The sequence below is a fragment of the Bacillus sp. UNC438CL73TsuS30 genome (genome assembly GCF_000482325.1).
Classification (GTDB): domain Bacteria; phylum Bacillota; class Bacilli; order Bacillales; family Cytobacillaceae; genus Neobacillus.
Genome location: NZ_AXVA01000005.1, coordinates 326,820 through 341,614, shown reverse-complemented (window position 1 = coordinate 341,614; position 14,795 = coordinate 326,820). Strand labels below are relative to the sequence as shown.

Below are 14,795 nucleotides of genomic sequence, written 5' to 3'. Positions count from 1 at the left end.
AGCGGAAGCGCCTTGTCTGGTACCGCATTCGCGTTACTTAGAAATGCTTTCCACTAATTTTTCTGAAGCACTCGAAATTCCGTCGGACATTTTTTTGCCCATTGAAGAGAATAGATTAAATGCATTCATCTCTTCTAGCTTTTTCTTTTTTGTTTCGATATCATGGCTGGTAATTTGATTTCCCAATACCGAGGCATGCAAGTCATTTCCATTATCCTCTATCGTAACAGCCTTTTGAAAATTAGGATCATTATAACCCTTCATTCGATGAATCCCATCATTAGCCAGCTGCATTCCCGCTAAAACAGAGATAAACATCAAAGCTGCAATCCCTAAACTCTTAAGCATAAATAATTTCATACAACGGCATCCTTTCTTTATACCTTTTCTAGTAAAGATTATGTCGATACTAGAGTTAATAGAACCTGCATTCAAAATAGACACCAAAAGGGCTCCTAGTAGAAGAAGGAACCCTAAGTAAATCTACCTCGTATAATATCCGGCATTTTCCTGATTGACTGCCCCGTGAAGCGATGCATTCAAGCCATTGGCAATTAAATTCGCCATGTCTTCAATAAAAACATCCACTTCCTTTGGTGTGACCATCAAATTATGGCCAATCGGCGATAGAACCTCATAAATTAATTTTCTCTTTTCTTCATCCGATAATGTCCCAATAATCCCTAAAAAGGTTTTTCGATGCTTTTCTTCCGGTAAATCCTCTTCCGTCAGCTTTCGTTTTTCCCCAAAGCTCATTCCGGCAGGTGCAAGCGATCTCGACGGACGATTTCCTTCCTTCAGTTCTTTTCCGAAATGTTTAAGGATAAAATCAATCGTATCACTCGTAATCGAAACCGCATCCACGACGGTTGGCACCCCAATTGCAAAGACAGGAATTCCCAAAGTTTCTTTACTTAATTCCTTTCTTTTATTACCAACCCCTGACCCGGGATGGATACCTGTATCAGAAATTTGAATCGTCGAATTTACACGCTCAATCGATCGAGAGGCTAAGGCATCAATGGCAATGACAAAATCAGGTTTTGTTTTTTCAACCACACCAAAAATGATGTCACTTGTCTCAATTCCAGTTAACCCCATAACACCTGGTGACAATGCACTAACAGAGCGATATCCTTCTTCCACATTCTCAGGCTGAAGTTGAAATAAATGTCTGGTTACCAACAGATTTTCACAAACCATCGGCCCAAGTGCATCAGGAGTAACATTCCAATTCCCCAGCCCTACCACAAGACAGGAGTGCGTTTTTTTAATGCCTGTCCCTTCTAAAAAATGGGCAAATTCATGCGCGAAAATCGCTTCTACTTTTTTCTGCAGCTCTGTGTCCTGCCCACGTATTCCCTGCACTTCGAGTGTTAAATATCTCCCAGCTTTTTTACCTAATTGTTTTTCTCCTTCTTTGGTAACTTCTACTAATGAAACTTTTATATCATCCACATCTTTTTCTTTTATTATGACGCCTTCAATTTGGGATAGATTTTCCTCCTGCTGGACTGAGTCCCCTCGTCCGGCAAGTACCATCTCCCTTGCCTCAATAGCCAGGTCTGTTCGAATAGAGTATTTACTAAGATCAATTGATTGCTCCTTCATAGTAGACAACGCTCCCATCCAAAAATACTATTTCCTATTTTTTCCCCTTTTACTTAAAAACATGCAAGCGATAATTCTAGTATTGCAATATAAGCGTTCGTTTGATAAAATATCTCTTGTTCTGAATAATTGTGAATGAATGTTAAAGTCGAGTTCATATAGTCTCGATTCTCTTTAGGAGGTGAATGTAATGCCTAACATTAAATCTGCTATTAAGCGTGTGAAAACAAGCGAAGCACGTAACGCTCAAAATACAACTGCAAAATCTGCAATGCGTACTGCTGTTAAAAAAGTAGAAGCTGCTGTTACTACTAATGATGCTGTTGCTGCAAAGGAAGCTTTCGTTACTGCTGCAAGTAAATTAGACAAGGCTGCTGCAAAAGGTCTTATCCATAAGAACGCTGCTGCTCGTAAAAAATCTCGCCTTGCTAAAAAAGCGAATGCTCTATAATTAGCCAAAAAAACGATTCCAGATTGGAATCGTTTTTTTCTTATATTCACTTACTTTTTCAGGCGGAACAGCAGCATTTCAATTAACAGCGATTTATTCATCCCGCCGGTCTTCATCTGATAATCTGCCTCGGCAAGCAAATTCATTAAGTTTGTCAATTCCTCATCCGTAAATTTATCTGTCTGGCCGGCAGCCAATTTAACCCTGAAGGGGTGAGTCTTTAAAAAACCGGCAATCTGCTGCTGCCCGTAACCTCTTCTCGAAAGCTCCTTCACTTGATAAATCAAGCGAAACTGTCCGGAAAGTAAAGCCAAAATTTTAATCGGCTCTTCATTTTGTTTTAGTAAATCAAAATAAATCCTCAGAGCTTCATCCAATTTCCGGGACACTACTTTTTCGATCAAGGTAAAAATATTTTGTTCTAATGTTCTCGACACCAGCTTTTCTACCATATCAGCATGAATCATTTTTTCATCTTGGGCGTATAAGGCCAGTTTATCCATTTCGCTAGATAACATAAACATATTGGTACCTGCAAGTGTCAGTAATAACTCAAGAGCACTCGGTTCGATATCAATTCCATACCCTCTTGCACGTTCTTTCACCCATGATTTTAATTCGTGTTCATTCAGTTTTTTTGCTTCGACGACCTCTGCCGTTCGTTTTAATTCCTTCGTAATTTTTTTCCGTTCATCCAGTTTTTCATACGGTGCGGAAATGACCAACACCGTATAAGGCGCCGGCTCCTTCAGATAGGTTTCAAACCGGGATAAATTATGGTCAATCTTTTCTTTTATTTTTTCAGAGGTTAAAAATTGCGGGTTATGTAGAAAAATTACTTTTTTATCACCTAAAAAAGGAAAGGTTTCGGCATCCTCTAAGGCAACCTCGATTGGTGTTTCTTCTAAATCATAGGCGGTGTAATTAAAATCCTTCTCATCCTCTTTTAAAAGCCGGTCGAGTAACAGCTGCTTTGTTTCATTTATTAAAAAAGCCTCTTTCCCGTACAATAAATAAACGGGAGCAAAATCCCCTTTTTTTATTTTCTTCCAAATATCCAATACCATCACTTTACGCTCCCCGAAAAAAAAATCTCTTTTCTTATCGTAAAGAAGCTTGGACGATTTGACAAGTAGTTAAAGGGAATTGGCAGCTTTTTGGATAGTACCAATTCCCGATCTATATTGAACGCCTGCAACATTAGCCCTAGGAACCATCATCGCTCGGCGGAGTTTCTTTTGTACTATTATTTTGGACGGAACGGAACAAACTATTTGTGTTAACTCTTGTCAGTTTAGGAAAGCAAATTGCCATTTTTTAAGCATTGCACTGTGGAGCAAAATTCTAAGTACGCTGGATTTTTTTACTTAAATATCATATACTATATGTTGAAATAGGAGGGGTAGACTGTGAATGAATTCGAGAAAGATGTTCAAAGTAAACGGAACGATGCTATTGATTCTGGAGTAGGCTTTGGGGTTTCATTTGGTTTTTTTGCCATTATGTTTATTATTGCAACAGTCATTAAGTTAATTGGATCCTAATAAATTAGCTACATACTTAATTTCAGGAGACTGCAGTGTACTGCAGTCTCTTTGCTATTTTTTACAGGAATTAATTTATTTTGAATATGTTTTATCCTATGGCAGAAAGGTTGAAAAGGTTCCATGTCCATTATAAAAATGGTAGGTAATGGCCCCTTGTTGATCCGTACGATAAATAAACACATGATACTTTTTTAAAATATCTAATGTTTCCTTATGCGGGTGACCAAATCGATTTTTTTCACCGGCCGAAATGAGCGCAACTCTCGGCTTTATTTGTTGAATAAAGTCTTCTGCACTCGAGGTTTTACTTCCATGATGCCCCGCCTTTAATATATCGACAGTTAATTCGGGATAGTGATGAATGACCCTTTCTTCTCCTTCTTTGTCAAGGTCACCGCCAAAGAACCAAGTAAGGCCGCCAATTTTAGCAAATATGGTGATAGAACCACTGTTCCGCTCTCCTTCAAAGTTTTTTTCAGGAGACAGAACATAAAATAAATTTTCCTTTATTCTCCATGTCATACCTCTTGAAACCTTCTTGACTGAAATGCCCTTTTTCTTCGCTTCATGAATAATTTTCAATTCAGTATTTGATGGTTCCTTAACAGAAGGCATAAGAATTTGTTCAATCTTCATTTCCTTAAGGATCGCGAATGTACCGCCAATATGGTCCATGTCCCCATGGGTCAAAATAAGCTTGTCAATTTTCGTAATTCCCCTTCCTTTTAAAAATGGGATAACGACATCTCTTCCGATTTCATAAGGCTGTTCTCTCCTCCTCCAGTTTTCTTCTGTAAAGGAGACAGTCCCGCCTGTATCAATCAGATAATTTCCTTTCCCAGATGGGAGATGAATCAAAATACTGTCCCCCTGCCCAACATCAATCATTGTCACCTCTCCAACTGGGTTCAGCCAATTCCATACGATCTGAAAACTTACTAAAAAGCCGGTTAGGACAACAATATGGAGTTTCTTTTTTACATAGGAAGGAGTTTCCCATGCAAAAAAAACAGTAAGAATGGCAGCCATATATAGAATGAGGAAAAGAATTCCAGGCCTGCCTGGAACAAAAAGGGCGATAGAAAAATCAGAAAGATAATGAATTAGTTGATTGGAAAGCGTAATGGTTTTAATAAAAAATGAAAGCAGGATGGAAGGAGTTGTTTGAAAAATAATTTGAATAAAAAATAATAAATATAAACCAGGAAGAAAAACAAATGAAAATAAAGGGATATACAGCAGGTTGGCTGCAATGCTGATCAACGAAACCCCAAAATAATGGTAAAGCAGTAATGGAAGTGAAGCTAATTGGGCGATAATCGATGTTACCAGCATTTTCGCTAAGCTATTTTGATATTTCTTGAGGATAATTTTGGCGGATACGATAATCGCAAAGCTTACTGTAAATGATAGCTGAAAACCGACATCATAAACGACCATGGGATTTATGAGTAAATAGAGGATAAAAGCAATGCTGATTGCATCAATTGGGAGCAACTTTATTTTATTTTTCCACTTTACCGTTATAAGGACAAGAAAAATCATTAAAACAGCACGAATGACGGATGGGGACCCGCCAGTTAAAATAGCATAGATTGGCAGTAAAAAGAGCAGAATTTGCGTCATAAATTCTCTTGTGAGACCACTTCGAATCCCAATATAGTAAACCATTCCAATTAAAAGAGATACATGTAAACCGGATATAGCGAGCAGGTGAACAATTCCCGTTTTTTGATAATCAGCTAAAACTTCAGGACTAAGCAGGCTTCGATCCCCAAAGATTAAAGCAGCTGAAAGAGAGGAGATTTCCGGTGGAAAATGAGTTTCAAGGTAATGGATACCGAAAAAACGGAGCTCTTTAATAAAAACAATCGGTGTGAATTTTTGGGGAATACAGGTTTGAAGAGGATTTTTCTGGGTCTCAACGATCCAATAAATTTTTTTATTCGCTAAATACTCACGGTAGTTAAAGGCATTCGGATTTTTAGCAATCGAAGGTTTAGACAATTCTCCTGAGACCTTACATACCCTACCATAAAAACTTTTATTTTTTATAACTCCCTTTTCAGCCTCCGTATGAATCCGGTAACGAATTAAGAGTTTTTCTTTGTACGCTTTTTCCTTTGCCATTACCTGCAATAAATCTCCATCTATTTTCGTTTCATCCGTGAACTCTAGGTAAAATACCTTCGTACTCGATGGAATGACCGTTTGGCTGGTAATTTTGGCATGCTGGGCGGACAGGAAAAACACTAGGAAAAAAACAATCAGGAGGAATAACTGCGGGGAAGAGTACTTTTTATATGTAAACACTAAGGAAAAGAAAACAATTGCTACTAAAATAAATGGAATGGCTATAATAAGCGAAGATAAAACACCCAGTAAGGCGGAAAAGGCAAAATAGAAATATTTTCCTTTCATGATATTTCTCCATTTCTGAATTAAAGAAACAAAAACGCCGGTCGGTTGGGAATTCCGGCGCTATTATAATTTCCTTATTGATTTAGCGTGCTAAAATCAATGCTTTGTTCCTTTAATTCTACTTTTTCGACATGAACCTTTGCCTGTTGAAAAAGCTCGATTGCATAGGGATGATTTTTATAATCCTCAGCATAATAAACAGTTTTAATTCCTGCCTGAATGATGGACTTACAACATTGCAGACAAGGAAAATGTGTCACATATATTTCTGCATCTGCAGTAGGGACACCAAATTTCGCACACTGAAGCAATGCATTCATTTCAGCATGAATGGTCCTCACACAATGATTGTCAATGACATAGCAACCCTTATCGATACAGTGGTCACCTCCCGCAATCGAGCCATTGTAACCGCCGGCAATAATCCGTTTATCGCGAACAATCGTCGCCCCTACCATTAGGCGGCTGCATGTACTTCTTAAAGCAAGCAAATGGCTCTGTGCCATAAAATATTGATCCCACGAAATTCTTTCCATTCTCGACTCCCCCAAAACTTCATTAATCACTGATTTAAGTGTAATGGGGATGTTTCATTTGGTCAAACTAAAGAAATCAGTGAACTTCTACCAAATCTTTCAGCTTTTCAAAGGTCTTATCTCCAATTCCACTGATGTTTTTTAAATCTTCAACCGTTTTAAACCCACCAGATGTTTCACGATATTCAAGGATTGCAGCAGCTTTTGCAGGGCCAATTCCCGGTAAGGTTTGTAATTGAGTATCATCCGCTTTATTCAAATCCACTTTTGTGTTGGCAGGAGTTCCTCCGGTAGAACCCATTTGGCCGCTTCCTGCAATAGCGGCAGGAGGAGAATCTGTTTCCCCTTTCGCAGGAATATAAATAACCATTTCATCCTGAACATGTTCAGCAAAATTCACCCCGCTTTCGTCTGCTTTATTTGCTAAACCACCTGCACGCTCAATCAAATCAATCACCCGTTCTCCTGTTGTAGCAGGGTATACTCCAGGGTGCCTAATTTGTCCTTTCACATCCACCATAATCGCTTCTGCTTTTTGTTCCTCCTTTGCCGGTTCTACCGGTTGCTTGGCCGTGTTCTCTCCTTGAAGCTCACTTTCCATGCTATTCAGTTGTGGCGCCGTTACAGAGGCAGGATTGGCTTGATAAATAAAAAAATAATAAATTCCACCTATAGAAATTAATACAGCCATAACTACAAAGAGCTTATGTTCCGTAAACCAATCTTTCACAAAGAACCATCCTTTCTAAAGGTATATTTCGCTATTGATTTTCATATTGTTAAAAGAGAAACTTGTATGCAAAGGAGGGTCGGAACAATGAATATAGGTTTCATCGGCACCGGAAATATGGGGAGGATTTTAGTGGAAGCTTTAATCGATGGAAAAGCCATTTCCCCTTCTTCAACGTTGATCACAAACAGAACAAAATCAAAAGCGATGCTGCTTAAAGATAAATATAAAAAACTAAGAGTTGGGAACAATGCAGCAGAGGTGGCGGTTGAATCCGATCTCGTGTTTATTTGTGTAAAGCCACTTGATGTGTACAAAATTCTCGAAGAAATCAATCCCTATTTAAATGAAGACAAATGCGTGATCTCAATTACAAGCCCTATTAGTACCATCCAAATAGAACAGAAGGTTACTTGTTCAACTGCCCGGGTAATTCCAAGCATAACGAACCGGGCGCTGTCGGGAGTTTCATTAATCACCTATGGAGACCATTGTAATAATGTATGGAAGAGAAAAGTGGAGAATCTGTTTTCGAAGATTTCTGTTCCGGTTTTTATCGATGAGAAGATAACGAGAGTTGCCTCCGATATCGTCAGCTGCGGCCCTGCATTTTTTAGCTATTTACTCCAGCGCTTTGTCGTAGCAGCCGTGAAAGAAACGGAAATTGATGAAGAAACGGCAACCATACTAGCAAGTGAAATGATTGTTGGTTTAGGAGAGCTAATTAAACAAGGGCATTATACATTACCATCATTACAAGAAAAGGTTTGTGTAAAGGGCGGCATAACAGGTGAGGGAATCAAGGTGCTGGAAAAAGAAATAGGTGAAGTTTTCGAGCATTTATTTCAAGCCACACACGCAAAGTTTGACGAGGATCTTGAGAAGGTCGGGCTGCAGTTCTTTAATCATTAATTCGCCATTAATAGACAAATTCCTCTATAAAAAGCCATCTTTTAAAAAAAGATGGCTTTTATTTTTTACTGACCACAAAAAAGATTCTTTCAGATTGTGGCAATGGAGCTGTATTTTCAAAATCTGCATATATTTTGATTTCTTCAAAACCAAAACCAGCTTGATGCAACCAATTTTTATAGTCCTCCACAGGATAGGTTCGTTGAAAGTGAAGTTCGTCAAATCGGTCATACATTCCAGACTTTTCATCTAAAACGAAAAAACTGAGGTCATGCTCCACACTATTTGGAAACTCACCCGGAAAGCTATCCCATATATAAGAGACATGTTCATCATTTAATGCAAAGGTTTGATTGATAAAAATTTGAGATATTTTGAAAATCGAATGAACATCAAAAATGAATATTCCACCCGGTTTCAAATGCTGATATACCGATGAAAAAGTTTGAAGAACTTCCTCTTCGGTTTTCAAGTAATTAAGCGAGTCACAAAAGATCCCAATAACATCAAATGAACCATGCCCCTCCAACTTGGTCATATCTTGCTGATAAAATGAAATAGACATCCCCTGTTCTTCAGACTTTGCTTGAGCTACAGCGAGCATATCCTCTGATAAATCGACTCCTGTAACATCAAAACCCTCCTTGGCGAACCGAATCGACAGTTCGCCAGTCCCGCATGCTAAATCAAGAAAACGAATACCACTATCACCGTTTTCTTTCAGCCTATCCTGAACAAATCTGACCCACTCTTCATAGGGAGCATCCTTCATCAGTTCATCATATAGATAGGCAAATTGTTCGTAACTCATGAATTTAACTCACTGAGAACATCTTCATGTGGAGCATCTCCCCATAAACGTTCGAGGTTATAATAGCTGCGTTCTTCTCGATGGAATACATGGGCAACCACATCGCCGAGGTCAATCAAGACCCATCTTGCTTCATCAAAGCCCTCTACTCTTCTTACATCATAACCGTGTTCCTCTGCCTTTTCCTTCATTTCTTTAGCAATGGCTTGTACTTGCTTATCAGAATTTCCATGGCAAATAATAAAGTAGTCAGCAATTAAGGAAATTCCCTTCATATTCAGGGCAATAATCTCTTCCGCTCTTTTGTCATCGGCAGCTTTAACCGCAATTTTAAGTAATTCTTGATTGTTCATTCATCAATCCTCCAGTTTTTTGACAAGATCATTATAGGTTTGAAACGTTTCAGGGTAAATGGGTTGATTTTTTTTCAATAAAAAGATGATTGTATTCTGAATCGATTTAATTAGAGCTTTATCCAAATTCTCTTTTGCCATCGCTCTTACTTCTTCTACGCCAGGAAAGTGTCTTCCAGGTTCAATATAATCCGCTAAATAGATTACCTTCTCAAGTAGAGACATTCCTGGTCTGCCGGAAGTATGATAGCGTATAGCCGTGAGGACATCAGTGTCAGTAATCCCTGCTTCCTTTTCCACTAAATAAGCCCCTGCTGGCGCATGCCATAATTCTGCATTATATTCCAATAAATCTTGTGGAAACCCTTGAGTGAGAATAATTTCTCTCATTTCTTCCTTCGACCGGAATTTAGCATAATCGTGAAAAATTGCTGCCAATTCTGCTTTTTTTTCATCTGCACCAACCTGTTTAGCAAGGATTATTGCTGTTTCCATCACCCCAAGCGTATGCTGATAACGATGGTCTGTCAATTGTTCCTTTACGACTTTAAGTGCCTCATTTGGTTCCATATAGCTGTTTCTCCTCAATATAACGAATTACCGAGTCAGGCAATAAATAACGAATCGTCCTGCCATCCTTGAGACGTTCTCGAATCATACTTGACGAAACATCAACAGCAGGTACATCTACATATTGAATCGGATATTCAGTCAAATGATTATAGTTAGGTCTCTCAACACCAACGAATTGTACGAGCTTAATCAGTTCGTCAATTTTATTCCATTTCGGCAGGTATTCAATCATGTCAGCGCCAATAATAAAGTAAAATTGATCATCAGAATCCCGCGAATTTAAGATTTTTATCGTATCAATGGTATAGGATGGACCAGTTCTTTCAAGCTCAATCGTTTCAATTTTAAAAGCGCTGTTACCTTCAATGGCTAGATTCAGCATATTTATTCGATCATGATTATCAACTGATTGTGTTTTCTTCTTGTGAGGAGGCTCTTGATTCGGCATAAATCGAATCTCATCAAGCTGAAGTACGGAAAGGACCTCATTTGCAATTAAAAGATGTCCATAATGCGGTGGATCAAATGTGCCTCCCAATATTCCAACCTTCTTCATGAAAAGCGCCTCCCTAGTTTCTTATGGTAGTACAATTTGCTTTTTTTCAAGAGATTCCTTATAGAGGACAATGGTATGACCAATAATTTGGACAATTTCAGCCCCGGTTCCTTCAGCAAGCTGCTCAGCCACTACATTTTTATCCTCATCGCAGTTTTGCAAAATGCTGATCTTAAACAATTCCCTTGCCTCTAGGGCATCCGAAATTTGTTTAATCATATTTTCATTTACGCCACCCTTGCCTACTTGAAAAATAGGGTCTAGGTGATGTGCTTTTGATCGTAAAAACCTTTTTTGTTTACCTGTTAACATTTGATGTGCCTCCCAGCTGTTGTAAAACATTCTCTCTCATTCTTTTCGCATCAGGGAAAATACCTGTCCATTTTTCAAATGCAAGTGCCCCTTGATACACAAACATCTCAATTCCAATTTGAATCCTGGCACCTTTTTGTTTTGCTTCTCGTAGAAGCTTTGTTTCAAGCGGATTGTATATGATATCACAAACAAGTGCCTGATCTTGAATATTTTCCATGCTTACTGGCTGCTCATCAAGATTCGGGGACATCCCACTCATGGTCGTTTGAATAATTAAGTCATATTCTCCCATTTTTTCAGCTGCTTCGGTTAACGAAATCGCTTTTGAAGGGATTTGGAATGGACATTCCTCAACCAATTTCGCAGCCTTTTCAACCGTCCGATTGGCAATATCGACAGCTTTTGGTCCGCTTTTTGCAATCGTAAAATAAATCCCCCTTGCTGCCCCGCCAGCGCCAATAATTAATACTTTGCTTTCGGTTATGGAAATACCGTCATCAGCCAAGCCTTTTAAAAACCCCAGTCCATCTGTATTATAGCCAATGAATTTGCCGTTTTCATTTACAACTGTATTCACTGCCCCAATCTGAAGAGCTAATTCATCCACTTCATCCAAAAAAGGGATGATTGCACTTTTATGCGGTATAGTTACATTAAATCCCCCGGCACCGATTGCCTTTAAGCCTTTTACGGCATCCCCTAAATTCTCTGGTTTCACTTGAAAAGGAAGATAATGCGCATCGATGTTATAAAAAGAAAATAAGTCATTATGCATGACTGGGGACATTGAGTGCCCAATCGGATCTCCCAACACTGCAAAAAGCTTTTTCACCTGTTTCTCCCCATTCTCTCTGTTATATTGGCATTGTTAAACTTGTTGTTGATTTCCGCTCCGATCAACTTAAGTTTAGATTAATGATTTCCTTAATAATGTTTGTACGCCTTTTGGTACGTATGCGACGACGGTTACACCAGGTTCGTTAACGGTTACCCAGCCGAGTCCGGAAAAAACAACATCTGTTTTTCCTTCTTTAATCACATATTCTTGTTTAACAAGCTCCGGAAACGTATCCAGCTGCTCCTGTCGTGGAGGGGTCAGCATTTCGCCAACATGATTTTGATAAAGGTCTTCAGCGTTTTCTGTCTTAGTGCGGTGAATATTTAATTCATTTGAAACGTAACATACAAAAGATTTTCGACCCCCACTGACGTAATCAAATCTTGCCAGTCCGCCAAAAAATAAAGTTTGTCCCTCATTTAATTGAAACACCTTTGGCTTAATTTCTTTTTTCGGTGTAATCACTTTTAAATCACGTTTATCAACAAAATGGGCCATTTGATGGTGATTAATAATTCCAGGTGTGTCAGTTAAGGAATTCCCATCATCAAGCGGGATTTGAATAATATCCAAAGTAGTACCAGGAAAATGTGATGTGGTGATCACATCCTCTTCCCCAGTTACTTCTTTAATAATTCGATTAATAAAAGTCGATTTTCCTACATTGGTACAACCGACCACATATACATCCTTTCCGTCACGCATTTCATCGATAACGGCTGCTGCCTCTTTAATATACTGCCCTTTGGCCGCACTAACGAGAAGAATTTCCTCCGGTCTTAAGCCTAGTTCTCTTGATTCCTGTTTCATCCAGTTGATTAATTTATGATGCTTTACCGACTTCGGTAATAAATCCACCTTATTTCCAACAAGTAATACCTTATTATTACCAACAAACCTGTGTAAACCAGGCAGCCAGCTGCCATTAAAATCAAAGATATCGACCAGCATGACAATCAGGGCATCTGTACTGCCAAGTCCATTTAATATTTTTAAAAAGTCATCATCGGTTAGGCTAACATCTTGAACTTCATTATAATGTTTTAACCGAAAACATCTTTGACAAATTAAGATTTCTTTATCTAATGCAGCTTTCGGTGCGTAACCCAATTCACTTGGGTCCTCCGTCTGAACCTTAACACCACAGCCCAGGCAAATATTTTGCTGTTCACTCACACATTAATCCTCCCATTGAATTAGGCCTCTTTTACGAAACCAATTCATAATTCTTCGTTCGGCAAACCGGTTGAATTTAGTAAAAAACCCATCGGTTTGCGCAACAGGTACGACAAGGATGGTATATAATCCGCTCCGATTCCCGCCTAGTACATCTGTTAATAGCTGATCCCCAATTACTACTGTTTCTTCTTTTTTAATGCCCATCTGGGAAATCGCCTTCTGGAAAGCAGGTCCCATCGGCTTACGCGCTCGAAAGATAAACGGAATTTTCAGCGGGTCAGAAAATGCCTTCACACGATCTTCATTATTATTTGAAACAATCGTGACAAGAATATTATGCTTTTTCATTTCATCAAACCAAGAAATTAATTGAGGGGTTGCATTGGGACGGTCCCACTCGACAAGGGTATTATCTAAATCCGTAATAATCCCCTTAATTCCTCGTTTTTTTAATTCATTTGGATTTATGTCTAGAATGCTCTTCACATGTTCATCCGGTAAAAATTGCTTTAACACGAAGCTTACACCTCATTAAATAGGACTTTAAGAATTGTCTAGCTTAAGCACCAAATCAAGCTGCTCTGCTTTTCCTTGTATCATCATAACCAATTTTACCCTTTGTTTCAAAGTATATTAATTATTTATAAATATTTTTCGACAAAATCCTCCCTTTTGGGCTTTTGTGGATAACATTATTAACATTATACCCATTGAAATATCCAGATTTTGAAAATTTATAAACAAATTAATCACAAGTTATCCACCCATTTATGTGGATAACTGGAACGGTTGTTCTAATTTAATATATTTGGTAGATTTAGGTTACAGCAAATGAATCTACATTATATGTTTGTTTTTATCTTTTTAGAACCATTAAATTGGAGGTGAATTCTGCCATGCGTAAACTTTCAGATGAATTATTGATTGAATCCTATTTTAAAGCTAGAGAATTAAATTTAAGTACTGATTTTATTCGCCTCATTGAAACGGAAATTCACCGGCGTTCTCTATTTAATAAAATTAAAATTTCTTCCTAACCATTTTTGAATACGCCCGAATTCGGGCTTTTTTCTTTGCATTTGAAAACGGCACATTTAAGTGCCGTGATCACAGGGTCATTTACCGATTTTTCCAATTTTCTCTCCAACCTTAATTTCTTTTGGCGGATGGATAGAGGAGTCCATTTCGAACATCCCTTTTTCAAATAATAAGACCACGGTGGAACCAAAACTAAAATAAGCCATTTCTTCGCCTTTTTTTAATTGACTTCCATTGTGGGTAGTTTCAATCGAATTTACAAACATTGCCCCCACTTTTACAACAGCCGCATGTCCAAATTGAGTTTCAAGTTCCGTGATCACCCGGAAGTTTTTTGCAAGGGTTCTTACGCCATATTTCAGGCCCCATTTGTTCACCGGATAGGATTTCCTTCCTAAGGTCCATTGTTTTGTAATGGTGCCATCAACGGGACTATGAATGCGATGATAATGACTTGGACTCAAATAAAGAATGATGTACTTCCCATTTAAATACTTTTCTAACACTGAATGATCTCCAAGCATCTCTTCTATTGAATAGGTTTTCCCCTTAACCACAATTTCGCTGGTTTCTTTTATGGGTCCAATATCTTCAATTACGGCATCTACCGGACTTACAACTGCATTTGAACTTATATCCACCGGTCTCGCATCTTTCCGCAGCTTTCGAATAAAAAGATCATGAAGTGTAGGAAAATCTTGAAAGGAATTTTCGATATCCTCCTGATTTAATCGATAAACCTTTGCAAAGGACGGGACAGCAATACGGCTGATTCGAGAACGGGCAAACCGTTTTAACAGGAACGATGTCCACCTTCCATTTGTTAATTCGATTAATAGCCGATAAAAAGGCTGTAGCATTGAATTCCCCCCAAATAGTGTAAAAATACTCTTTACGATTAGTCATAAAACCCTTAATATTAAA

The 14,795-nt window shown here is 38.4% G+C and carries 18 protein-coding genes and 1 pseudogene; 4 read left to right on the top strand and 15 right to left on the bottom strand.

All coding sequences use genetic code 11. From position 1 onward, the window contains the following. Window positions 1-33 precede the first annotated feature (33 nt). A complete protein-coding gene (locus M028_RS0101845) occupies window positions 34-360 on the bottom strand; it encodes a DUF3679 domain-containing protein (protein WP_026572395.1) in 327 nt (108 codons plus the stop codon). A gap of 123 nt (window positions 361-483) precedes the next feature. Then, the gene (gene gpr, locus M028_RS0101840) at window positions 484-1,611 is read right to left on the bottom strand and encodes a GPR endopeptidase (RefSeq protein WP_026572394.1); all 1,128 of its coding nucleotides are present in this window, start codon (window positions 1,609-1,611) and stop codon (window positions 484-486) included. 190 nt (window positions 1,612-1,801) lie between these two features. Here gpr and rpsT point away from each other — a divergent pair, with 190 nt between their 5' ends. Continuing rightward, window positions 1,802-2,062, top strand: a complete 261-nt coding sequence (rpsT, locus tag M028_RS0101835; protein ID WP_026572393.1) for a 30S ribosomal protein S20 — start codon at window positions 1,802-1,804, stop codon at window positions 2,060-2,062. 50 nt (window positions 2,063-2,112) lie between these two features. On the opposite strand, the gene holA is transcribed toward rpsT, so the two are convergent. Next, on the bottom strand, window positions 2,113-3,129 hold the full coding sequence (gene holA / locus M028_RS0101830) for a DNA polymerase III subunit delta (RefSeq protein WP_026572392.1): 1,017 nt from the start codon (window positions 3,127-3,129) through the stop codon (window positions 2,113-2,115). A 342-nt stretch (window positions 3,130-3,471) separates the two neighbouring features. Between holA and M028_RS31805 the strand changes: the two genes are divergently transcribed. Continuing rightward, a complete protein-coding gene (locus tag M028_RS31805) occupies window positions 3,472-3,606 on the top strand; it encodes a YqzM family protein (protein ID WP_026572391.1) in 135 nt (44 codons plus the stop codon). A 96-nt stretch (window positions 3,607-3,702) separates the two neighbouring features. On the opposite strand, the gene M028_RS0101820 is transcribed toward M028_RS31805, so the two are convergent. The 3 genes and pseudogenes from M028_RS0101820 to M028_RS0101810 all read right to left on the bottom strand — a co-directional run bounded on the left by M028_RS0101820 (window position 3,703) and on the right by M028_RS0101810 (window position 7,296). Next, window positions 3,703-6,030 carry a DNA internalization-related competence protein ComEC/Rec2 gene (locus M028_RS0101820; protein WP_026572390.1) on the bottom strand — a complete coding sequence of 776 codons (2,328 nt, stop codon included), beginning with the start codon at window positions 6,028-6,030 and terminating at the stop codon, window positions 3,703-3,705. Between the two features lie 95 nt (window positions 6,031-6,125). Continuing rightward, a pseudogene (locus M028_RS0101815) lies at window positions 6,126-6,566 on the bottom strand (ComE operon protein 2); the annotation flags it as partial. 76 nt (window positions 6,567-6,642) lie between these two features. Continuing rightward, on the bottom strand, window positions 6,643-7,296 hold the full coding sequence (locus M028_RS0101810; protein WP_026572388.1) for a helix-hairpin-helix domain-containing protein: 654 nt from the start codon (window positions 7,294-7,296) through the stop codon (window positions 6,643-6,645). Window positions 7,297-7,383: 87 nt separating this feature from the next. Here M028_RS0101810 and comER point away from each other — a divergent pair, with 87 nt between their 5' ends. Beyond that, a complete protein-coding gene (gene comER / locus M028_RS0101805) occupies window positions 7,384-8,208 on the top strand; it encodes a late competence protein ComER (RefSeq protein ID WP_026572387.1) in 825 nt (274 codons plus the stop codon). A 58-nt stretch (window positions 8,209-8,266) separates the two neighbouring features. On the opposite strand, the gene M028_RS0101800 is transcribed toward comER, so the two are convergent. From M028_RS0101800 to M028_RS0101765, 8 genes are all read right to left on the bottom strand, one after another. After that, window positions 8,267-9,019: a class I SAM-dependent DNA methyltransferase gene (locus M028_RS0101800; protein WP_026572386.1), complete on the bottom strand. Its 753-nt coding sequence runs from the start codon at window positions 9,017-9,019 to the stop codon at window positions 8,267-8,269. Further along, window positions 9,016-9,372, bottom strand: coding sequence for a ribosome silencing factor (gene rsfS / locus M028_RS0101795; RefSeq protein ID WP_026572385.1), 357 nt, complete (start codon window positions 9,370-9,372; stop codon window positions 9,016-9,018). Before rsfS ends, M028_RS0101800 begins: the two co-directional genes overlap by 4 nt. A 3-nt stretch (window positions 9,373-9,375) precedes the next feature. After that, window positions 9,376-9,942 carry a bis(5'-nucleosyl)-tetraphosphatase (symmetrical) YqeK gene (yqeK, locus tag M028_RS0101790; RefSeq protein ID WP_026572384.1) on the bottom strand — a complete coding sequence of 189 codons (567 nt, stop codon included), beginning with the start codon at window positions 9,940-9,942 and terminating at the stop codon, window positions 9,376-9,378. Next, window positions 9,929-10,501: a nicotinate-nucleotide adenylyltransferase gene (locus M028_RS0101785; RefSeq protein WP_026572383.1), complete on the bottom strand. Its 573-nt coding sequence runs from the start codon at window positions 10,499-10,501 to the stop codon at window positions 9,929-9,931. Before M028_RS0101785 ends, yqeK begins: the two co-directional genes overlap by 14 nt. A 21-nt stretch (window positions 10,502-10,522) precedes the next feature. Next, the gene (gene yhbY, locus M028_RS0101780; protein WP_026572382.1) at window positions 10,523-10,813 is read right to left on the bottom strand and encodes a ribosome assembly RNA-binding protein YhbY; all 291 of its coding nucleotides are present in this window, start codon (window positions 10,811-10,813) and stop codon (window positions 10,523-10,525) included. Further along, window positions 10,800-11,648, bottom strand: a complete 849-nt coding sequence (aroE, locus tag M028_RS0101775) for a shikimate dehydrogenase (protein WP_026572381.1) — start codon at window positions 11,646-11,648, stop codon at window positions 10,800-10,802. Before aroE ends, yhbY begins: the two co-directional genes overlap by 14 nt. 75 nt (window positions 11,649-11,723) lie before the next feature. Beyond that, window positions 11,724-12,830: a ribosome biogenesis GTPase YqeH gene (gene yqeH / locus M028_RS0101770; RefSeq protein WP_026572380.1), complete on the bottom strand. Its 1,107-nt coding sequence runs from the start codon at window positions 12,828-12,830 to the stop codon at window positions 11,724-11,726. A 3-nt stretch (window positions 12,831-12,833) separates the two neighbouring features. After that, complete coding sequence (locus tag M028_RS0101765) at window positions 12,834-13,349, bottom strand: YqeG family HAD IIIA-type phosphatase (protein ID WP_026572379.1); 516 nt, start codon at window positions 13,347-13,349, stop codon at window positions 12,834-12,836. A gap of 380 nt (window positions 13,350-13,729) precedes the next feature. Here M028_RS0101765 and M028_RS0101760 point away from each other — a divergent pair, with 380 nt between their 5' ends. Then, on the top strand, window positions 13,730-13,870 hold the full coding sequence (locus M028_RS0101760; RefSeq protein WP_026572378.1) for a sporulation histidine kinase inhibitor Sda: 141 nt from the start codon (window positions 13,730-13,732) through the stop codon (window positions 13,868-13,870). Window positions 13,871-13,948: 78 nt separating this feature from the next. Here the strand turns inward: M028_RS0101760 and M028_RS0101750 are convergent, their stop codons facing one another. Continuing rightward, a complete protein-coding gene (locus M028_RS0101750; RefSeq protein ID WP_026572377.1) occupies window positions 13,949-14,731 on the bottom strand; it encodes a phosphatidylserine decarboxylase in 783 nt (260 codons plus the stop codon). Between the last annotated feature and the right edge of the window lie 64 nt (window positions 14,732-14,795).